Source organism: Deltaproteobacteria bacterium (genome assembly GCA_016177765.1).
GTDB lineage: Bacteria > UBA10199 > UBA10199 > JACPAL01 > JACOUP01 > JACOUP01.
In genome coordinates this window covers 154173-175589 of sequence record JACOUP010000008.1, presented here as the reverse complement: position 1 = coordinate 175589, position 21417 = coordinate 154173, and the positions used below count along the sequence as shown (strand labels likewise).

Below are 21417 nucleotides of genomic sequence, written 5' to 3'. Positions count from 1 at the left end.
GGGGCCTGGTTAACGCTTTTTGAGGTATCTTTCCAGCCCCCGGACGTAGTAATTCCGCTCGTTGGTAGCCACGTTATCTCTCTCCCGGATGGCGTCGAAGAAGTCATTCCGGGTCCGGCTCACCCATCGGATCTCTTCCCTCATCCCCTTCAAAAGGGTCTCCTTGTCCCTCTCTTCGGACTGGCGGCGATCTCCCAGCTGTTCTTCAAGACGGCCGATCTCGGCCTCGATTCGGTCCAGCGTCGGGTGTTGTCCCCAGAACCAGAGCGCCTTGCCGGTCTGTGTGACGGCGCGCCGGACAACATCCCCAGCCGCCTGCGGGTCGGGGAGGCCGGTCTCCAGTTCTTTTTGAAGCGACAGGGTCTGGTCGTAGATCCGGTTAACCCCCAGTTGACAACGATTGTCATGGCAAAGGGTGTGAAACCGGGCCGCGCTCTTTTCCAGGCGGGACAAGGTTTCGCTGAATCGGTCCCTTGTCCTCTGGAGGAGACTTACCCTCACCCCTTCATCAGTATCCTGAATCGCCGTTGCCAATCCCTCTTTTTCTTCAGGGGTGGCGGAGGCCCAGCGCCGGCTGAGGCTGGCGTAGTTCATCGAACCGGTCTGGCGGGTCTGGTTGACGGCGGTGATGATCTGGTAGGCGACGTTGGACCAGACAAGGGATTGGAAGGTCGAGGGGGCCCTCCCCGTGGTTGACCGGTAGTAACCGTCGTAGATGGTTCCGGGGAGCGGCGTGACGAACGACCGGCCAAACTCGGCGATCAAAACATCCAGGTCGTTATACCCCTGAAGCCCCCGGAAGAGGGTGTTGACGATGCCGTTCCCCAGGCCGCGCCACCAGAGGTAACCGAGCATGTAACCGGATCTTTGTGGGGCCGCCAGCAGGAGGCTTGTTGTCATCGTGGCGGCGACCGCCCGTTCTCCACCAATGGTGGTGGCGACAAAGACGTTGTCCCGGAGTCCCGGCCACCGGTTAAAGAAAGGGGCCCTGGTGACATTGGCGGCCAATGTCACCCCGGTGAAGACACCGGCCGTGCAGAGGGCGGTGTCCGTAATCCAGTCACCATTTTTTGCCTCCCTAAAACTGTCGCTGGAGATGAGCCGTTCTGCCGCTTCAAAGCCTTCATAAACAACAAGGGCGCCAAGCCCCCAGAGGACAAGACGGCTTGCCCCGACAAATCGTTCTCCGTTCCGGCTGGCCCTGACCAGCGCCGCCTCACCGTTATCGAGGTAGAGGAGGGTATTCGTCAGGGCCGCCGGTCTTCGGGCCAGTTCCGCCATTTTTGCCGGGTTATTGGCAAAAGCGGTAATGGCCGCCGGTTCGTTGGCAATCCCGGCGATCTCGGCGAACCGTGCCGGGTGGGTTGTTGCCATTGTTCTTAGTTCCAAGACAATCCTGTGGATCGGAAAAACGGTTTTGCTCTGCAGGAATTGACGAACACCGAGACCAGCAGTGCCGGCCCCCAGGACGGTCAACGCCGCCTGTTCCCTCATCTCGGCGGTGGTTTCGTATTCGCCGCGGGCCAGGTGCGAAGCCGCCTCTCCCCCTTTGTAGACAACATAGGCCCCTCCCAGGATCGCCCCCGCCTTGACCGTTTTTTGCACCCCCGGACTCAAGGCGGCCATTCGTTGACTGATCCAGGTCTCGACCGGATAGGCCGGGGCGGTCGCCGCCGCTTCCCCCGCCTTGTTAAACATCCAGACATTAATCCTGGCGGCCCAGTCGAGGGCTACATGGGTGGACCACGCATTCCAGGGGCGCAACGCCCACTCCGCCTCCTGGACCGTAAAGTTGATATCGGCGGGGTTCCACCGGCTCATGTTCCAGGTTGCCTCATCCCCATAACGGAGGCGGGCCGCCCCGGCCATATCGCTTACCGCCCGGGCCGCCGCATAGGCGCCGGTATAGTAAACAGTCCAGTAAAGGGTTGGTTGGAGCGGCAGTTTTTGTTCTCCGGCCTCGCCAGGAATTTTGCGCCATTGGGTGAAGAGGCTGACCGCCCCGATCCCGGCCGCCGCCACCCTGAGGGTTGGGACTGCCACAGCACGGACGCCGGAGCTGTTTAAGGGATGATAATTCTGGCAGGCGAGCGCCTTTTCCGGATTGAGCGAGATTTTACCCGCCAAGGCGCTCTCACACTCAGCCGATTTCAGGTAAAAGTCGCGGACGAGAGGAGGGTCATACCCGTTTCTCTGAAACTCTTCCCACCCGATTTCGTGAGGCCCTGGCAGGGGAGAGCTGTTGAGGTAATCAATCGGGTGCTCGGCAAAATCAACCAGGGTATGGGCCGGGTCCTTGCTAAAACCGAGGCGACTATAGCCGGCAAGGCTGGTGAGGGCCCCCGAATAGGTAGCCCAGGGGGCGATCGGGGGATAGACCGGCAGGTTGTAAAATCCGGGAGGCGCCATTTGAATTGTCAAACCCCCCCTCTTTTCGGCCGGTTTGGCAAAAAGTTGCTCCCTTAAATGAGCAACTTTGGCCTGTTTTCTCCGATAATACCTCCGAACAACAGGGCTAAAATGGCTGATTTTGAACGACGATTGATAGACCCCAGGCTTCCCCTATTCTTGGGGATCGCCTATCGGAATAAGCCGGATACCTTGGAACCTCGGGACTATGAAGAGGTCTTGAGAGAGTACCGGATTGATTCCACAAAAACGCCTCTCCCTTCTTATGAAGAAGTTGTCGGGGCCCTTTGGGTGGGAAAGATGGACGGGGAATGGAAAAGGGCGTTGGCCCTTCAGGAGAGACTTGCCTCGCTCACCGCCTGTCAGGGGGAGGCGACGATGGCGGTCCGGATCTACGGGATGACCCCAAAGACAGTTGCCTCCCTCTGTTCGGGGAAAAAGGTTGATCCAAGGGGTGTTGCCTTGGTGACAACATCAGTCGTTGGGACGCCGATTGCCGCTTATGGGATCCACCGCCTGATCGGGTGGGCCGGCGAGAGGACGGCCGGCGTTTCAAAAGCCCCCCTCTGGCAGAGGTTTTCCAGAGACGTCCTGCAACCGATTCCCAGAAGCCCGGGAACTCCTTCAACACCGGTGGATCCTTCCCTCCCTTTTGGCGAGCGTTGGGCCCAACGGTTGAAAAATTTTGGGAAACGCTGGGCAGGGCGTTTCCGGACCGCAGGCCGTTTTGTCACGACGCCGTCGCAACTCGCCAAGGCCCCGCCGTTTATGGCCCGCGGGGTTGGTGTTTTTACGATGGTTGGTTGGGCCGATGAGGCAACGCAAAACGCCTTGGGACTGGAGAGCGGTGGGCTGGCGAGCAGTCTTTCTACCTTTCTCTGGCAGACCAATGGTTTTATCATCACCTTTGCCCCGCGGCATTCCCGTCTCCTCCGTTTGGGAGGGTTCGCCGGGCGGGAGGGATTGGGAGTTGTGGCTGGCCGGACCGCCTTGGCCCCTATCGCAGCCGGAGCGGCAACAGGACTGGGGGTCTTGGTCTTGGCCGATTACGGGGCGGAAGGGTTTCTATTTGATGGCGGTCCCTCATGGCTTCCGAGCCTCCGGTGGCAACCGCTGGAGGGGGGAACACTCCCGATCGAGGATGAGATTGTCGATGATTTTCTTAAGCGTCGTTATTCGCGCTTCCCCTACAGACTGAATCCGTTGGGCTGGCTTGAGGTCGGAGCCCGCCGGGTTGACAAGTTCCTTCTCACCCACCTTTATTACCGGTCCAACCAGTGGTCCGCCGATTATCTCTATCGCTACTACCGTCATTACAGCGATCTTGTGAGAATCGGGAGTTGGTTTAACGAGCAGGTGGCGATGACGGCGGCGGCTCAAGGGCTAGCGGGGGAGCCGTTTGACGAGGCTGGTTTTTTGAAGAGGTTGGTCAGTGATCCGCAGGAACAGGCCTTCCTGCAACCGATCATTTTAAACTTGCTGGCTCATCCGGTCCCTTACGCCCGCGGCCGGGCTCATCAACTTTTTGGGACCGATCAGGAATCGCTGGGGATGCCGGATTACTCGAGACTCCTTCAAGAGGCGGTCTCCTACGACGGCTCCAAGGTTTATGTTAAAGATGAGGCGGCCTTTAAAAAGTGGGTGGATGCCCTGCCTGTACCGGTCGTCAATCCCCCGCCGGTCAGTTTTGAGGATTTGCAAAAAAGGGGATTTCAGCCGACCTTCATGCCGGGTTCTTCGAACCATCCCCTGACATTCGGGGCCCTTTACAAATCGGCCAAAAATCTGGAAGAGGCGAAGAGGGAGTTTCCGGAAATAGTGGAGGTGGCGGCGCTCCTTGCCGGTGGGCAGGAACCGGATGCCCGGAAGTATCCGCCGGAGAAGGCGGACAAGATTGTCTCCTTGGGGAGGCAATTCTACCGTACCGTTGGGGCGATTGATGCCCTCTATTTTTCAGCAACCCTTCAGCCCCCCCAATTCCTGGACCGACAGGGGAGACGGCCGACCCGTCTTGAGGAAAGGGTGGCCTCCCTGGCCGTTCAACTCTTTGGCTTTTCCGAAAACAGGACGGAGTGGCAAAACCGGGCGCCGGTGACGGTGATGGTCCCCGGCGATTCGGCACACCCCGAGAGGATGACCGCCGGTCCCGTGGTCGGCTGGGTGGAGCTGACTGGAGACAGGGAGGCGGTGAGAGAACCGGTCCATCTTCTCACCACCGACAGCCGGAATATCTGGTTGATGACGACGCCGGGTTATCTCACGAATCTTTACGGGGAGGTTCCGTTTGCCTCAAGGAGAGACTATATGCCGGAAAAAATTGAGAGGAAAAAGGAGGAGATTCGTTCCGGATTTCGGCGGGCGCTCTCCCGGATTGAAGAGGATGTGGAGCGGCTTTATGCCTATGCCGGAACGAATCCGGAGATCGGTGATAAGGTCAGGGGGAAGGATGAGGAAGAGACCCTTTATAATATTTATAAGCAGATGGCCGGTCCCATGGGACAAGGAGAAAGGTTTGCCAGTGTCGTCAAGGGGGCGGAAGAGATCGGTTTGGAGACCGGTGTCGTCGGGCAATGGGAAGAGAGGCTCGCCGGGGAATTTGAGGCGGAGAGGAGTCGTCTTGGAGGAGAATTGAAAAGAGAGTTGGGCCGGTTGGAACGGCAGGTCCGCTCCCGTGCCCGCGGGAGATCAGGAGAACAATTGTACGAGGCCTACAAAGAATCGGCCCTGGATCGACGGTTGAACGGCGAGGACCAGATTGGCCAGTTGGTCAGCAGTGCTATCGGTATCGGGTTAGAAACAGGGGATGTCGGTCGTTGGGAACGTCGTCTGACAGAAGAAATGATCGATAACATTGTGACGACGATCAGAGAAGAGGCGCGAGAGGCCAGGAATGACCCCAATCTGGGGATCGATCCTTCCAAGCCTCAGGATGAGGTTCTGTTTGAGATGTATTTGGTAAAATCCCAGGACCCGAATGAAGTGCGGTTTTTTGCACACCAGTTGATGAAAGGGGAAACCTATGGTCTTGATCTGAAGGGGTTGGGAGAGTGGGCCCACCGCTGGCGGGCGATCCAGGTGGTCCATCAGATCGAAAATGGGGTCTATCTTGCCAACATTCCGGAAGAGGGGCGAGCCCTTGTAGCGATGGGAGACTTGAGAATTGGGTTGGTGCATGAGGGGCTGGCCGGGGTTGAGATTACGGATTCACCGGTAGTTCAGACCGCCTCTTCTTATCTCCAAAAATTGAGGAGTGATTGGGACCGGTTTCCAAAAGGGTCCGAAGAGCGTTTCGCCCTGTCGGCGCATCTTAATCTTTTAGGACTTTCCTTTCCCGAGTAAACTCGCTATACGCTAGCTCCCGATGACGCTCACCGAAGAATTCCCGCAAAATTTTTCCTGCCGTCGCTGTCGCCGAAGTTTTCTCCCCCTCGACTGCCGGATCATCTCCAACATGTTTGCCGGAAAGGTGAATCTTTCCTGCCCGCGTTGCCGGAGGAGACTCTTTACGTTCAGTATCAAGGATTGGTACGAAAAATATATCCAGACTCCGGAGTCCCCGCCCGCCTCCGAGAGAAAAATAGACTTAGACTGAAAATTCTGGTATTGTTCCCCGCATGAAGCGGTTTTTGACAAGACCCCGCACGATCTTTTGGGGGCTGATCTCCCTTCTTCTCTTGATCATTATCCTTCAGAACGTCGAGCCGACGCCGGTTGATTTTCTCTTTTGGTCGCTCCCGGCCACCCCAAAGCTCCTTCTCATCTTGATTTCGATGGCGGCCGGCTCCTTGCTCACCCTGCTCCTCTCCTGGGAGATCCGGAGGATCCGTGGCAAGAGAGGCGAGGGGACACCGCCTTAAGCTATTTTGTGATATGGGTGTGAACCAGCTCCTGCCTCTGTTGCTTTAGATTTCTCTCCAACTGATGGAGATGATGGTGGAGCTTCTTCGACTCCGGCGTTGTCCGGATATGCCCATTGGTCCATGAGGCATGCACCACCTGGCCGAGTTCTTTACTCAGTTTGGCAATCTTCGATTTGAGTGTCTGGATGTTCATCTCCAGATGGACCACGTGGGCCGTCTTCCCGGCAACGTAGCCGGCCTGTTTGGTCCCTTCCTTGAGGTAGGCTACCCCCTTGTGAACCACTTTTCCTATTCTCTTCCGGATGATTGCCCAATCTTGCTTCCGCATATCGACCTCCTTATTATATAGAGTAGGATATCAAAAATGAGACACCCCTCCAACCTATTTTCTAGGAAGTTTGTATAACATATTGATTTATATCTATTTTTTTGATGATAAGGCCGTTGTGACCATTCCCTTAAAGCGAATCGCCTCCTGATTTTTGGGATCAATCGCGAGCGCCTTGTCAAATTGTTGGAGGGCGGCGGTCGGGTCCTGCATCGCAAACAGGACCATCCCCATATGGACCAGAGACTCAACGCTCTTGGGATTTATTTGCAAGGCCTCATGCGCCATCCGGAAGACGTTTTCGAAATCCTGTTGTTGCAGGTAAATATGGCCCAGCCTTTCGCGTGACCGGATGTCGCGGGGGTTTTGGGCGACTTTTTCTTGCAAGGTCTTTAGTTCTCCTTCGTTAATACTACCGATGCTTCCCATCGGACCAGTTTTGCCGGCGGAAGGACCCATCGGTATTTGATTATTGCGAGGTTTGATCCCTCCGATCAGTGTGACAAGCACGCCACCGACAAAGGCGCACAAGAAAAGGATGAGTGCCATTCGAGATAAGAATGGGGAATGTTGACGACGGTCGAGAAGGGCCAAGGTGAGTGCGGCGCACAAGAGGGCGAAGACGCCAACCAGGCCCAACATTGTTCCAGAAAGAATCACGATGTTTTTTCCTTTCTAGTCCGGCTCACAATGAGACCGGCACCCACTAAGATAAAGAGTGCGGGGAGGACCCAGACCAAAAGATTCATCCCCTCCGCCTTTGGTTGAAGGAGGGCCCACTCGCCGTAGCGTTCTTCAAAGTATTTCAAGATTTCCTGGTCGGTTTTCCCCTCGGCCACCTGGGCCCTGACAAGGGTCATCATCTGTTGCGCCAGTTCTGCCGGTGACTCCGCGATGGAGACCCCGCGGCAGACAGGACAGCGGAGTTGCCGGCCCAGTTGGTTGGCGCGACTCTCTTGTTCGGGGGTTAACTGTGCAGCGGCGTGGGCCATGGAAAAGAAGAGTATAAAAAACACTAGAATAAGTCGGTTCATTTTAGAAGCCTCTCGATCTCCCTCATAAGAATGTCTGGGGTCAATGGTCCGGCCTGTTTGTAGACAATCCGCCCCTGCCGGTCAATGAAGAAGGTTTCTGGAACGCCGCTGACTCCGTAGTCAATCGCTGTCCTTAACGAGGGATCCAAAAGAATTGGCGCCGCTGGGCCGAACTGTTTGACGAACTGACGGGCATTTTCAGGTTTGTCTTCGTACAAGATGGAATAAAAAATAACTCCTTTGGAGGTATAAAGATCAATAGCCTCACGGATGACCTGGTGTTCCTGGATGCAGGGGCCGCACCAGGTCGACCAAAAGTTTAGGATGACAGGCTTGGGCGAATCGCCCTTCCCCGGAGGCTCGTGCAGGCTCATTCTTTTTCCATCCAGACTCTCCAATTCAAAATCGGGGGCTGTCTTCTCAATCAACACGGAGGGAAGGTCTCTGGGATTACGCGTCAGGCTGAAATAGAGAAGATAGAGAGAAGGGATCAGGATCAGAAAAAAGAGGACAAGGCGTTTCATAGAAAGAGTGCGAGGAGGCCTCCCAGCATCACGAAGATCCCTCCGATCCAGATCCAGACAACCGCCGGTGTGATAAGGGCACGGATCGCCGCCTTGGAACCGTCTTTTTCAAAACTGGTGAGAGTCAGATAGATATCCCCCAGAAGGGTTGACCGGATGGCGGGACTCCCGATCGGTTGTTGGGAGGAGGGATAAAAATTCATCTGCGGTGTGAGAGTCGTCAGAAAGCGACCTTCTTGAGAGATCGCGACGATCGCCTTGATCTCAAAACGCTGGGGCGCCTGTTCGGCGGTCATCTTTTCCAGGGTCAAGGTATAAGGTCCGATCTGGCCCGATTCTCCGACCTTCAGGGAAAATTCCTGGCTTTTGTCATACAGGGATGAAAGGGCGACAGCGACGATGATCATCAGGGCCCCCAGGTGAGAAATGAAACCACCGTAGCGTCGGGGATTGCTTGTCAGGAGTTGGGTCCAAGAGACCTCCCGTCGGACAACACGGACAACTTCAAAGACCATGACCAAAAAGGCGAAGGTGGCCAGAAAGAGGATGATCACGAGCCCCGGGTTTTGCCCGCCAAGAATAAATGAGATGATGGTAACGACGCAGGAAACGACAAGCGGCCAGCGAGCCAGGGTGATAAAAGGACGGAGCATCCCCTTTTTCCATGGCGTGATGATCGCAATCCCCATGACGAGGAGAATCATCCCGACGATCGGCACCGTCATCTGGTTGAAGTACGGTTCCCCCACGGAAATCCGCTGCCCTTTGATCGCTTCCACAACAAGCGGGTAGAGGGTTCCCAGAAAGACAATAAAACAAAAACTGACAAACAAAAGATTGTTGAAAAGAAAGAGGGTCTCCAGGCTGAAGAGGCTTGGGTGAATCACCCTTTCCGTTCTTGTCGGTTGTTTAAGGCGTGGTGCCCTCCAGAAAAGAAGAAAGAGGGAAAGGGTCAGAAGGATCCCGATGAAGACCAGAAAGTAAGGCCCCACATGGGATTCGGTGAAAGAGTGGACACTATCGAGCACACCGCTCCGTGTGAGAAAGGTCCCCAGCAGGGTGAGCAGAAAGGTCATCATGGCCAGCGTCAGGTTCCAGCCCGGAAGCATTTTTCTCTTTTCGTAAACGATGAGGGAATGCACGAGCGCCGTACCAGAAAGCCAGGGCATGAAACTGGCATTTTCTACCGGGTCCCAGGCCCAGTAGCCGCCCCAACCGAGGACGGCATAGGACCACCAGCCGCCGAGGACGATCGCCATCGAAAGAAACGACCAGGCAAAAAGGGTCCACCGCCGGACTAACGATACCCAATAGTCTTGAAGGTCAGTTTCGAGGAGAGATCCGATCGCAAACGCGAACGGGATCGTGAATCCGATATACCCTATATAAAGGAAGGGGGGATGGATCGCCATGAGCCAGTGGTTTTGTAGAAGCGGATTTGGGCCAGGCCCGTTTTCTGGGGCAGGAATGACTGGAAGGAATGGGTTCGCCGGTTGGGCGAGAAGGAGAAAGAAAAAGAGTTGGATAAAAAGGATGACCAGACCGGCCCATTGAAAGATCGCCTCCTCCCTCTCTCTATAAAGGTAGAGGCAGACGGCAGAGTAGGTGGTCAAGATCCATCCCCAAAAGAGGATCGATCCCTCCAGAGAACTCCAGAGGGAGATGGCGCTGATCCACCGGGGGGTCTCGACGGCCCCGACATGGGCGACGTAACTGACGCCAAAGTCATCCGAGAGAAGGGCGTAGACCATCGCCAGGTTGGCGACGGTCATCAAGATAAAATTACCGTAAACGGCGGCCCGTCCCCAACCGGCAAGGTTTGCCGACGGACTCCGTTGCGCCGCATAGAAAAGGATCATGCCGAAAATGGCAAGGCCGGCGGAAAGACCGATGCAACTGTTGCCAAGTGTAACGATGGGGCTCATTCAATCTTTCCCCTCTCCCCTTTGTCCCTCGGCAGGGACTTCGCCGCGTCGGGGAGAGGGTGAGGGGGAGATTAGCTGTTTGTAAATCTGCTGTGGCATCTTTCCTTCTGGGGGGGGACGGTATTCGTTGCCGTGTTTCACCATCAACCGTTCCGCATAAAAGCGATGATCTTTTTGCAACGCCCCTTCCACAACGACACCGATCCCTTCCTGAAACATCTGTGGCGGGGTAGTGTTGGTAAAGACCGGGATGCGGCTTGGTTTTTCATCGGTAAGGATGAAATGGATCTGGGTCCCTTCCACCCGGACCGAGCCGCCATCAACAACCCCCCCGACACGGATCGGATTCCCGACCGCGCCGTCTCCTTTTTCTAAAAGTTCGGTGGGGGTCACAAAGTAGACAAGATTTTCTTCCAATCCCCCCCACAAGGCATAACCCAGTGCCCCGGCGATCAAAATTCCGCCGCCGATCATCGCCTTTTTCATCGGAATCCCCGCAGGCGAAACCAGAGTGACAGAAGATAGGCCGAAAAAACGATCCAAGTCAGTCCATAGGCGGCCCCGACAAATTCCCAGCCCCCCTCGATCATAAGCTGCCTCCCGGTGGTTTTGACTCGGCTTCCTCCCGTGCGGCCCGGTGACGGGCGAGCTGCACCCTCCAATAAACAAAGAAGAGGGCGATACCCAAAATAGCCAGCGCGTTCAACCGGAGCGGCAGGATCATTTCCGGCGCCATCGTTTGGGGACTCGACTGGACCTGGTGCAGACTCCGCCACCATTTGACGGAAAGATAGACGATCGGAACGTTGATGTAGACGAACAGCGAAAGGATGGAACCGATTTTTGCCCGGGTGATCGGATCCTCCAGAAAGCGACGGAAGAGCAGGACGCCGGCGTAAAGAATGAACAGAACGGCGGTGGCGGTCAAGCGTGGATCCCAGGTCCACCAGATCCCCCAGGTTGGTCTCCCCCAGAGGGACCCCAGCGCCAGTGCCAAACCGGTGAGAACGAGCCCCACTTCCGTAACCCCCTCATTCCAGAAATCCCACTTTTGCTTTTTGCTGATCAGATAGAGGAGGGAGAAGACAAAGCTTGCGGTAAAGAGGAGCATTGCATTCCAGGCGGAGGGGACATGGACAAAAAGAATCCGGTAGATATCCCCCATCATCCGGTCCGGCGGCGCAATCTTCAACCCCCAATACTGGGCAAAGGCAAAAAACAAAACAAGGATGACAGTGATTATTTTTAGTCTCATCGTTGACCCTTCGACTTTGCTCAGGGTGTCCCTGATTCGCGGACATGGTGAGCTTGTCGAACCATCATTGGTCGAGCAGTGTTTCGATCGTGAGAAGAGATACCAAAAGAAAAACAATGTCAAATAGTGTCAATAGTTTTAGCCAGGCGACCTGTTGGCCGAAGAGATCATGGGCCAGGGTCAGTTCCGTGACCTTGACCACCGCCAAAAGCAGGGGAATCAGCATCGGAAAGAGGAGAAGCGGGAGCAGGAGTTGGCCGCCGCGAAAGTGGGTGGTGAGGATGGCGTAAAATGTTCCCAGACTGGAAATCCCAAGACTTCCCAGAAAGAGGATCGTGACCAGTGCTGGGGAAAGTTGGATGTCGTAAAGAACCGCCATCGGCAGAAGGAGGGCCAGTTGCAGAAAGAAGACAAAAAAGAGGTTGGCCAACATTTTTCCAAGGTACAAACCCCTCGGGTCCGTTCCCAAAAGGAGAAGTCCTTCCCATTGCCCCTCTTCCATCTCCCGCTGGAAGGAATGTTCGAGGGCGAGGAGTGAGGAAAAAAGGATAGTCAGCCAAAAAAGGCCGGCCGCCATTTTGCGCATCAGATCGGGCTGGACACTCAAGGCAAAACTAAAAAGGAGCAGTAAGAGAAGACCGAAGAGAAATACGGAGACAAAACGGCTTTTATCGCGGTATTCGATCAAGAGATCTTTTTCCAAAATGGCGAGAGCTTGGCGGAGGAGTGATTTCATGGCAGAAAATTCCCTCCCTGGAGGGTCAGGCTCCGGTCGACATGGCGGAGGGTTTCGTCATGGTCATGGCTGGCGATCAGGATCGTTTTTCCTTCTTGGCGCCATCCCTCGATCAAGGAATTGATCACCTCTTTGCCAGAACGATCGAGGCTCGGGTACGGTTCGTCCAGAAGGATTAATTCCGGATTGCCGATCAGTGTTTTGGCCAGCATCAACCGTTTTTTCATCCCTTCAGAAAACTCACGCACCCATTTGTTTTTGGCCGGGAGGATTTCCAGTTTTTGCAAATACCCTTCCAGATCGTTGTCGGTGAATGAAAAACCCCGGAGTCGGGCGGCGAACCGGAGGTTTTCCAGGGCGGTCAATTCTCCATAAAGCTGTTTTTCGTGAGAAACGAGCCGGACTTTTTTGCGGATTTCCCCCCTTTGTTTCTCCGAGTACCCCAAAACGAGGAGGGTCCCGGTTGTCGGGCGGAGGAGGGTGGCGATCACCTTCAGGAGGGTCGATTTTCCGCAACCATTCGGGCCGAAGAGGGCGATCGATTCCCCCCTTTGAACGGTCAGGTCCAGGTTGGCAAGGACCCAGTTGCGTCCGAACCGTTTGCTGAGACTGTTTAATTGGACCGCTTCTTCCATAGACCTGTTTTGTGCCCCCGGCAGGATTTGAACCTGCAACCCTTTCGGGATATGGTTCTAAGCCATACGCGTATCCCAGTTCCGCCACGGGGGCAAAAACTTTTTGTTTTGTAGCAGTGGTTTAGGGGGGTGACAAGGGAAAACAAAACCTATTGCCCGACCCCTTTGGGTCGGTAGTGAGGGTAAGATTCCCAAGTTTTTTTATCGACCCAGTCCTTGTCGGTGGTTGAGAAATCCCCGAAATAGGCCTGGAGGAGGTAGTTGGCGAAATCAGTAAGGGTGACTTCCTGACCTGGGTTGGGCCTATTTGAGGTGAAAAGGAGGCCTTGGCCGGTCTTTTTATCCAGTACCTCTTGGCGAATGGCGAGGAAGTCACCGTGGTTCAGTAATCTTGCGGCACAGAGGAGCCCGAAGGCAACCTGTTGGGGGTCGTCGCTACCAAGAATCTCATGAATCGTCTTCATGTCAGAGGGAACCAGTTTTGCCAGAAGAGGGTCAAAATCAGTAGTCGCGAGATTGCCCAAAAAGAACCCCCCATTAAAATGGCTAATTCTAAAGCGCTTGAGGTAGGTGGTGCGCACCTGAGGGCCTCCCTCTTCCATCAACGCCTTTGAAAGCTCTCTCCTGGCATAGACAGAATCGAGACGATTAAAGCTGTCAATGAGGAACAACCGGTCCTCATCACTCAGGCCGGGAAGCTTCAGCCATTCTTCAAAGTGTGGGATGGAGGGGGCGTTTTTTACCTTCCAGCGGATCATCCCTTTGTTGTTCCAGATTTGTCCAAGCGTTGCGACAGGGGGAGAGGATTGTCCGGAGGGATCCGGATTGAGGACGATCGGCTCCGTTTCGGTCGCCGGTTTTGGTTCCTCTTGAACGCGTGGCAGGATCAGAAGTCCCGCTTCCACAAGGGATAGACCGATATCCTCCACGGAGATTGTCGGTTCGCACACATCCTTTGGGCAGTCTCTCTGGGAGATGTACCAAAACACGTCGGGGAAGATCGGTTTGTTCCGGAGGGAGACGAAACCAAACTTGCCTTCAACGTCATAATAATTGTATTCGTCTTTTACTAGGGCCCTGCGGATCTCCTCCAGTTTGTTACGGACAAGGAACCCCGCTTCCTCGGCACTGACCACCCGGCTTGAAAGATCGATCGGTTGCGGTTTTCCTTTTTCCGGGCCGAGGAAGGTGGTGTAAAAGTCCCTTATCTGTTGGGCTGAAACTGCTTTAGGAGGAGGCATAGTGTACCGGCCTTTTCGGTAGCGGGCAGGGTTTGTTGCTTGGAAAATCTACGTTCCGATCTGTTGTTTCCTTGCCAAAAACTCTCGCCCCTTGCCGATGTCGGTATTGATCGGCACCTTTTGGGCGCAGAGGGGGCAAAAAGGTTCATCCCAGGCCTCGAGCTTGAGGTTCACCAGGGTGAACAGTTCAGGAACATTACCGATATCGGAGGGCTTGACCCCGCCACGGTTGCAGAGGGCGCCGACCCCAATGATATCACCGCCGACAGCCCTTGTGGCCTCGACCACCTTTTTTACGGAACCACCGGTATTGAGGACATCCTCCACGACCAGAACCTTTTTCCCCTGGATCAACTTGTCGTACCCCCGTTTGATAACAAAGGGTGATTCACCCGAACCTTCTCCCCCTTCCATTTTTTCCGCATAGACCCCGAGGACTTCCCGTCCGGTCAGTTCGCTCAAGTGGTGGGCGACCCATTGAGAGAGAATCACCCCGCCGACAACAGGGGCGATGACTACCTCCACACCGGAGGCGGCGAATTTTTTGGCGATCGTTTGGCAGAGGAGCGACGTCTCCTGAGTATGCGGGTAGACGGCATCCTTGTTGACATAGGCAGTGCCATGTTTGCCGGAGGTGTAGACGATATGACTTCCGGTGATGACCGCCTTGGATTTGGCCAGGATTCTCAAGACCTCTTGTTCTGTCAGCATGATAATTCCTCCAAGATTTTTTTGACGGCATCCACCGGTGTTCCGATCTCCGGCGGCGGATTCGTGATCGGGCGACCGATCACCAATGCCGTGGCCCCCGCCCGGGTCGCCTCCGCCGGGGTCATCACCCGTTTTTGGTCATTCTTTGAGGCCCAGACCGGTCGGACACCGGGGGTGATTTTTGCCAGACCCCGCAACAATTTTTCCCCTCCGAGGGGTGCCAATTCCTGCGGGGAACAGATAATACCGTCAACGCCGGCCTCTCTGGCATCCAGAGCCAGTTGCAGAACCTTGGCGGAAGGGGTGTCGCCAAAGATATGCCGGCAGGTTTTTTCATCGATGGCGGTGAGAACGGTGACCGCCAAGACAGCAGACTTCCCCTTGTTCGCCACAGCGGCCCTCATCGCCTCAATCCCGGCGGAGGCATGAACATTGAACATCTTGACCCCGAGTGAGGCGACCGCCTTGGAGGCGGCGCCAACCGTGTTGGGGATGTCGTCGAATTTGCCGTCGAAAAAGATCTCTCCACCGAGGTTGTGGATGAATTTCACCACCTGTGGCGCCCCGGCGGTTGTAATCAACTCCAGGCCGGCCTTAAAACAGCCAACATAAGGGGCCAGCATGGTGACAAGGGATTTTGCCCGGTCGAGGTTATCGACATCCAGCGCGACGATGATTTTTTCTTCCGGGTTCATACTGTGGGCCGTGCAGGGATCGAACCTGCGACCCGATGATTAAGAGTCATCTGCTCTACCAACTGAGCTAACGGCCCAACTTTATCAAACGCGCCTGGCAGGATTTGAACCCGCGACCCCCTGGTTCGAAGCCAGGTGCTCTATCCACTGAGCTACAGGCGCACGAAGGCCAACCCATCTATAATTTTGGGGCCGGACTGTCTAGAGTTTTCTTTTGTTCCGATTGACTTTCGGCGTTTTACTCCGATATAAATCCCCAAACTTATGGCGGTGACAGTCAAGAAAATAGAGGATCTTAGCCCGATCAAGAAAAAAATGGAGGTCTCCCTCCCGACGGAAGAGGTTACCTCGGCGCTGAATCAGGCCTACCAGAAGATCCAGCAAAAGGCGCATATCAAGGGGTTCCGTCCGGGAAAGGTCCCCCAATCAGTTCTGGAGCAGTATTACAAACCGGATGCCGAAGAGGGGGCGCTCCGGGAACTGGTGAACAAGAGCTATCCCGAGGCGCTGACTGAGGCGGGTCTTCTTCCGGTTTCCCCGCCAGAAATCCAGGTGAATGAGTTTGGGGGTGAGAAGGGGCTTCACTATCTGGCCACTTTTGAAGTCCGGCCGGAGATTGAGGTTCGGGGGTATGACGGTCTCAAACTGACACAAGACAAGTTAGGAGTGGAGGAGAAAGAGGTCCAGGAGAGACTCGAATTCTTAAGGGAACGGGCGGCCCGGCTGGTCCCTGTGTCCGATTCGAGAAAACCAAAGGCCGGTGATGTCGTCACCATCCACTATGCCGGTTTTGCCGGAGAGCGAAATTTTACCAATGGTATCGTCAAGGACTATGTGGCGGAACTGGGGAAAGGATATCTGCTGGCCGACTTTGAAAAGGAACTGTTGACCTTTGATAAGGGGGAGACCCGAAAGATCAGACTGAAACTTCCCGCCGACTTTCCGGAAAAAACCTTGGCAGGTCAGGAGGTGATCTACGAAGTCACCCTGGGTGACCTCAAGGAAAAGATTTTGCCGGAACCAAATGATGAGTTTGCCAAGGACTTGGGCCCGTTTCAAACTTTGGAAGAGATAAAAACAAGGATTCAAAGTGATGTCCAGAAAGAGAAGGAACATCACGGGCGGGCCCAGCTCAAGGAACAAATTGTCGAAAAACTCCTGGAAAAGAACCAGTTCCTGGTTCCGGAGGGGATGATCCATGGCGAGCTGGAGGCGATGTGGCGGAGTTTCTTGAACTATCTCCAGAACCAGGGGATCCCTCAGGAAAAATCTGGAGTGACGCTGGAAGAGTTCTTCGCCAAGAACAGGGATGTGGCGATCAAAAGGGTTCAAACCCTTTTGCTCTTTGAGGCGGTGGCCAAGAAAGAAAATATTTCTGTAAGTTCTGACGAGATCCAGAAAAAGTTTGAGGAGATGGCCCCGGCGGTCAAGCAGTCCCCAGAGAGCTTACGGAAGATGTATGAGGGGAGAGGCCTGATCACCCCCCTCGAAGAATCACTCCGTGCTGAAAAAACCCTTGATTTTGTTCTAGGTACAGCTAAAATCAAAATGAGGAGTTAGTTGTCAGTTTTCAACGCGTCACGTCACAAAAGGGAGGTTCCACTCTTTTAATGATCATTCCTCCGCAGGCCAATCTGATCCCGATGGTGGTTGAGCAGACGAATCGGGGGGAACGGGCCTATGACATCTACTCGCGCCTTCTCAAAGACCGGATCATCTTTATCGGTTCCCCCATCAACGACGAAGTTTCCAATCTGATCATTGCCCAACTCCTCTTTTTGGAATCAGAGGATCCGGATAAAGAGATCCACCTTTATATCAACTCACCGGGCGGTTCGGTGACTTCAGGGTTGGCCATTTACGACACTATTCAATACATCAAGCCGGATGTCTCGACCATCTGCATGGGGCAGGCGGCCTCCATGGGGGCGTTGCTTCTTGCCTGCGGCACCGTTGGCAAGCGGTTTTCCCTTCCGCACGCGAGAATCCTGATCCATCAGCCGTTGGGTGGCTTTCAAGGGCAGGCGGCTGATATTGATATCCAGGCTCGTGAAATTCTGCGTCTCCGAGAGGAGTTGAACAGCGTTCTTGCGAAACACACGAAGCAGCCGTTAAAAAAGATACAGTCCGATACCGACCGCGACTTTTTTATGAGCGGCGCCGAGGCCAAAGAGTACGGGATTATCGATGAAGTGGTGACCTTCCGGGACAAAGGGGGCAAGAAGATGGAGATTGTTCCGAAGGCCCAGAAAGGTTAAAATCAACTTATGGCGAGAGGGTTTGACGATCCATCCAGTCTTTCCTGCTCTTTCTGTGGAAAATCCCAGAAAGAGGTTCGCAAACTGATTGCCGGGCCGACGGTCTATATTTGTGATGAATGCATTGACCTTTGCAATGACATCATCGCCGAAGAGAACGCTCGGGCGACCCAGATGGTTTCCCGTTCCACCGTTCCCAAACCGGTTGAAATCAAAAAAGTCCTGGATGAGTATGTGATCGGTCAAGAGAGGGCGAAAAAGGTCCTTTCCGTGGCGGTTCACAATCATTATAAGAGAATCGAGTCAAAATCATTTGCCCCCGGCGATGTGGAGCTTCAGAAAAGCAATATCCTCCTGATTGGACCGACCGGTTCCGGCAAGACCCTCCTGGCCCAGACGCTGGCCAAAATTCTGAATGTCCCTTTTACGATTGCCGATGCAACGACGCTGACGGAGGCCGGTTATGTCGGTGAGGATGTCGAGAACATCATCTTGAATCTCCTCCAGGCGGCCGATTACGACAAGGCCAAGTGTGAAAGAGGAATCGTCTACATTGACGAGATTGACAAGATCTCGCGAAAATCAGACTCTCCTTCCATCACTCGTGACGTCTCCGGGGAAGGGGTCCAGCAGGCGCTCCTGAAGATCATCGAAGGAACGGTGGCTAATGTTCCGCCCAAGGGGGGGCGCAAACACCCCCAGCAGGAATTCATCCCGATTGACACGACGAACATCCTTTTTATCTGCGGCGGTGCCTTTGTCGGTCTGGATGACCTGATCGCCAAGAGGGCCGGTTCCAACAAGATGGGATTTGGTTCCGACCCCCAGAGCAAAAAGAATCGGAATGTGGGTGAACTTCTGGGGGATGTCCAGACGGAGGATCTGCTCCGGTTTGGTCTCATCCCGGAATTCATCGGGCGTCTTCCGGTCATTGCGACCCTTTCCGAGCTGGATGAATCGGCCTTAATCGAGATCCTGACAAAACCGAGAAATGCCCTGATCAAGCAGTATCAAAGACTCTTCGAATTCGAGCGGGTCAAGCTCAAATTCACCCCGGCGGCCTTGACCGCCATCGCCCGCGAGGCGATGAAAAGAAAAAGTGGGGCCAGGGGCTTGCGCGCCATCCTGGAGACGATTATGTTAGATATCATGTATGACATCCCCTCAAAGAACAATATCAAGGAAGTGGTGATCAACGAGGAAGTGATCCTGAAGAAGCAGGAGCCGCTGGTCGTCTACGAAAAGAAGGCGGAGTCGGCTTAAATTATAAAAAGGAGAGCCCATGTTCGGAGATAATCCTGAGGGCCCGAAAGACCCAAAAAAGGGTGATTCACCCAAGGGTGAGTCACCCAAGGTGCCGGAAAAGGTGAGTGCCAACAACTACCTTGTCCCTTTGCTTCCCCTTCGGGATATCATCGTCTTCCCGCATATGGTGGTCCCCCTCTTTGTCGGGCGTGAAAAGTCGATCAATGCCCTGGAAGAGGCGATGAGCAAGGAGAAGGATGTTCTCCTGGCGGCCCAGGTGAACGCCAAGACCAATGATCCGAAAGATGAGGATATTTACAAGGTCGGGACCTTGGGGACGATCATTCAGCTCCTTCGTCTGCCGGATGGAACGGTGAAGGTCCTGATTGAGGGAAAAAGACGCGCCCGGATCAGGCGATTTGTCCCGAACAACAACTTTTTTCTGGTCGAGGTGGAAGAGGTCTATGAAAACCGTGAGGTGACGGTTGAGACCGAGGCGCTCATGCGGAGTATCAAGACGGCCTTTGAGACCTACGTCAAGCTGAATAAGAGGATCCCGCCGGAGATGCTCTCCTCGGTGATGACGATTGATGATCCTTCGCGCCTGGCCGACACGATTGTGGCCCATCTCCAGCTGAAATTGCCCGATAAGCAGAAAATCATGGAGATTGAAAACCCTGCCGAACGTCTGGAGCGGCTCTACAAGCAGATCCAGTCCGAGATTGAAATCCTTCAGGTGGAAAGGAAAATCCGGACCCGCGTCAAGAAGCAGATGGAAAAGACGCAGAAGGAATACTACCTGAACGAACAGATGCAGGCGATCCAGCGCGAGCTGGGAGAAAGGGACGAGTTTCGTAGTGAGCTCCAGGAGTTGGAAGAAAAGATCAAGAATAAAAAAATGAGTGCCGAGGCGACCAAAAAGGTCAAAAAAGAGTTCAAGAAACTGAAACTGATGAGTCCCATGAGTGCCGAGGCGACAGTCGTGCGGAACTATATCGATTGGATCCTGGGTCTGCCCTGGTATGAGATGACCGAAGACAAGCTTGATCTCAAGGAAGCGGAACGGATCCTGGAGGAAGATCATTACGGTTTGAAGCAGGTGAAAGAGAGGATCCTGGAGTACCTTGCCGTCCGGAGTCTTGTGGACAAGATGAAGGGACCGATCCTCTGTTTTGTCGGGCCTCCGGGGGTTGGGAAGACGTCGCTAGCCCGTTCGATCGCCCGATCGACAGGGCGGAAGTTTGTCCGTTGTTCCTTGGGCGGGGTTCGTGATGAAGCGGAGATCCGTGGACACCGCAGGACCTACATTGGGGCCCTGCCCGGAAAGATTATCCAAAGCATCAAAAAGGCCGGTTCCAGCAATCCGGTTTTCCTCCTCGATGAAGTCGACAAGATGAGCATGGATTTCCGTGGCGACCCATCAGCCGCCCTGCTGGAGGTGTTGGATCCTGAACAAAACAATACCTTCCAGGACCATTATCTGGATCTGGATTACGACCTGACCCATGTGATGTTCATCACCACGGCCAACACCCTGCACGCGATTCCTCCCCCCCTCCAGGATCGGATGGAAATTATCCGGATCCCCGGCTATACGGAGCAGGAAAAGATCCATATCGCCAAGAAATACCTGATCAAGAAGCAACGTGAGGCGCATGGCCTGACGGAAAAGAATCTGGAGGTTGCGGAATCGGCGATCAAGGGGATTATCCAGCGGTATACCAAGGAGGCGGGTGTCCGCAACCTGGAGCGTGAAATTGCCACCGTCACACGAAAGGTGGCGAAAGAGGTGGCCGAGAAGGGGAGGGATCTTCATGTCCGCGCCACCGGTTCTTCCCTGGAGAAATACCTGGGGGTTTACAAGTTCCGTTACGGGGTCATGGAGGAGGCCGATCAGGTCGGTCTAACGACCGGTCTCGCCTGGACAGAGTTTGGCGGGGAGCTTCTGACCACGGAAGTCACTGTCATGCCGGGCAAAGGGAAATTGACGGTGACCGGAAAATTGGGGGAGGTGATGCAGGAATCGGCGCAGGCGGCCCTTTCTTACGTCCGTTCTCGTGCAGAACAGATGGGACTTTCCCGCAATTTCTATCAACGGGTGGATATTCACGTTCATGTGCCGGAGGGGGCGGTCCCGAAGGATGGCCCTTCCGCCGGCATTACGATGGCGACTACACTCACCTCGGCCCTGCTCAAGATTCCTGTCCGGAAGGATATTGCGATGACCGGGGAAGTGACCTTGCGCGGCCGTGTCCTGCCTATTGGCGGCTTGAAGGAGAAAGCCCTGGCGGCCCATCGTGGCGGGATCAAGACGATCATCATCCCGAAGGAGAACGAAAAAGATCTGAAGGAGATCCCCAAGAATATTTTGAAGGACCTCAAGATCATCCCGGTCGAACATATGGATGAGGTCCTGAAACAGGCGCTCGTTCTCAAGGACCCGGATTCCCTCTTCAAGAAAAAGGAGTCGGATCTCACCCATCCTGACGACTTCCCTGTAGCCCCGCCGACCTCATCAGCTCCCGGCGGCAAGCCTTCCACTCGTGGACTCGTAATGTAAT

General features: G+C 54.7%; 20 protein-coding genes and 3 tRNA genes. 7 read left to right on the top strand and 16 right to left on the bottom strand.

The genetic code is table 11. The features are described from left to right. Positions 1–9: 9 nt before the first annotated feature. Positions 10–2409: a hypothetical protein gene (locus HYS22_03280; protein MBI1909170.1), complete on the bottom strand. Its 2400-nt coding sequence runs from the start codon at positions 2407–2409 to the stop codon at positions 10–12. Positions 2410–2520: 111 nt separating this feature from the next. Here HYS22_03280 and HYS22_03275 point away from each other — a divergent pair, with 111 nt between their 5' ends. The 3 genes from HYS22_03275 to HYS22_03265 are packed head-to-tail and all read left to right on the top strand — an operon-like array spanning position 2521 to position 6266. After that, positions 2521–5748, top strand: coding sequence for a hypothetical protein (locus HYS22_03275; protein ID MBI1909169.1), 3228 nt, complete (start codon positions 2521–2523; stop codon positions 5746–5748). 22 nt (positions 5749–5770) lie between these two features. Beyond that, on the top strand, positions 5771–6001 hold the full coding sequence (locus HYS22_03270) for a hypothetical protein (protein ID MBI1909168.1): 231 nt from the start codon (positions 5771–5773) through the stop codon (positions 5999–6001). A 22-nt stretch (positions 6002–6023) separates the two neighbouring features. Beyond that, complete coding sequence (locus tag HYS22_03265; GenBank protein ID MBI1909167.1) at positions 6024–6266, top strand: LapA family protein; 243 nt, start codon at positions 6024–6026, stop codon at positions 6264–6266. Position 6267: 1 nt separating this feature from the next. On the opposite strand, the gene HYS22_03260 is transcribed toward HYS22_03265, so the two are convergent. From HYS22_03260 to HYS22_03190, 15 genes are all read right to left on the bottom strand, one after another. Beyond that, a complete protein-coding gene (locus HYS22_03260) occupies positions 6268–6597 on the bottom strand; it encodes a hypothetical protein (GenBank protein MBI1909166.1) in 330 nt (109 codons plus the stop codon). 93 nt (positions 6598–6690) lie between these two features. Then, entirely contained in the window at positions 6691–7257 is a 567-nt protein-coding gene (locus tag HYS22_03255) for a hypothetical protein (protein ID MBI1909165.1), read from the bottom strand. Continuing rightward, positions 7254–7631, bottom strand: a complete 378-nt coding sequence (locus HYS22_03250) for a cytochrome c-type biogenesis protein CcmH (protein ID MBI1909164.1) — start codon at positions 7629–7631, stop codon at positions 7254–7256. Before HYS22_03250 ends, HYS22_03255 begins: the two co-directional genes overlap by 4 nt. Continuing rightward, positions 7628–8155, bottom strand: coding sequence for a redoxin domain-containing protein (locus tag HYS22_03245; GenBank protein MBI1909163.1), 528 nt, complete (start codon positions 8153–8155; stop codon positions 7628–7630). Before HYS22_03245 ends, HYS22_03250 begins: the two co-directional genes overlap by 4 nt. Beyond that, on the bottom strand, positions 8152–10080 hold the full coding sequence (locus HYS22_03240; protein MBI1909162.1) for a heme lyase CcmF/NrfE family subunit: 1929 nt from the start codon (positions 10078–10080) through the stop codon (positions 8152–8154). Before HYS22_03240 ends, HYS22_03245 begins: the two co-directional genes overlap by 4 nt. Next, complete coding sequence (locus HYS22_03235; GenBank protein ID MBI1909161.1) at positions 10081–10566, bottom strand: cytochrome c maturation protein CcmE; 486 nt, start codon at positions 10564–10566, stop codon at positions 10081–10083. A 100-nt stretch (positions 10567–10666) separates the two neighbouring features. Then, positions 10667–11335, bottom strand: coding sequence for a cytochrome c biogenesis protein CcsA (ccsA, locus tag HYS22_03230; protein MBI1909160.1), 669 nt, complete (start codon positions 11333–11335; stop codon positions 10667–10669). Between the two features lie 64 nt (positions 11336–11399). Next, positions 11400–12071, bottom strand: coding sequence for a heme exporter protein CcmB (locus HYS22_03225; GenBank protein MBI1909159.1), 672 nt, complete (start codon positions 12069–12071; stop codon positions 11400–11402). Further along, positions 12068–12706 (bottom strand): ABC transporter ATP-binding protein, encoded by a 639-nt coding sequence (locus HYS22_03220; GenBank protein ID MBI1909158.1) that lies wholly within the window; start codon positions 12704–12706, stop codon positions 12068–12070. Before HYS22_03220 ends, HYS22_03225 begins: the two co-directional genes overlap by 4 nt. 12 nt (positions 12707–12718) lie before the next feature. Beyond that, positions 12719–12800: transfer RNA gene (locus tag HYS22_03215), tRNA-Leu, on the bottom strand. Between the two features lie 55 nt (positions 12801–12855). Beyond that, complete coding sequence (locus tag HYS22_03210; protein ID MBI1909157.1) at positions 12856–13947, bottom strand: hypothetical protein; 1092 nt, start codon at positions 13945–13947, stop codon at positions 12856–12858. Between the two features lie 48 nt (positions 13948–13995). Further along, a complete protein-coding gene (locus HYS22_03205; GenBank protein MBI1909156.1) occupies positions 13996–14655 on the bottom strand; it encodes a phosphoribosyltransferase in 660 nt (219 codons plus the stop codon). Then, on the bottom strand, positions 14652–15353 hold the full coding sequence (gene pyrF / locus HYS22_03200; GenBank protein ID MBI1909155.1) for an orotidine-5'-phosphate decarboxylase: 702 nt from the start codon (positions 15351–15353) through the stop codon (positions 14652–14654). The genes HYS22_03205 and pyrF overlap by 4 nt, the downstream gene beginning before the upstream one ends. A 4-nt stretch (positions 15354–15357) precedes the next feature. Next, positions 15358–15430, bottom strand: a tRNA-Lys gene (locus HYS22_03195). Positions 15431–15442: 12 nt separating this feature from the next. Further along, positions 15443–15515 (bottom strand) — tRNA-Arg (locus HYS22_03190). Positions 15516–15617: 102 nt separating this feature from the next. Between HYS22_03190 and tig the strand changes: the two genes are divergently transcribed. Genes tig through lon form a run of 4 tightly spaced genes read left to right on the top strand, consistent with a single transcriptional unit; the run spans position 15618 to position 21416 of the window. Then, positions 15618–16913: a trigger factor gene (gene tig, locus HYS22_03185; protein MBI1909154.1), complete on the top strand. Its 1296-nt coding sequence runs from the start codon at positions 15618–15620 to the stop codon at positions 16911–16913. A gap of 50 nt (positions 16914–16963) precedes the next feature. After that, on the top strand, positions 16964–17611 hold the full coding sequence (gene clpP / locus HYS22_03180; GenBank protein ID MBI1909153.1) for an ATP-dependent Clp endopeptidase proteolytic subunit ClpP: 648 nt from the start codon (positions 16964–16966) through the stop codon (positions 17609–17611). A gap of 9 nt (positions 17612–17620) precedes the next feature. Further along, positions 17621–18874, top strand: coding sequence for an ATP-dependent Clp protease ATP-binding subunit ClpX (clpX, locus tag HYS22_03175; GenBank protein MBI1909152.1), 1254 nt, complete (start codon positions 17621–17623; stop codon positions 18872–18874). A 19-nt stretch (positions 18875–18893) separates the two neighbouring features. Beyond that, positions 18894–21416, top strand: a complete 2523-nt coding sequence (gene lon, locus HYS22_03170) for an endopeptidase La (protein MBI1909151.1) — start codon at positions 18894–18896, stop codon at positions 21414–21416. Position 21417: the final 1 nt, after the last annotated feature.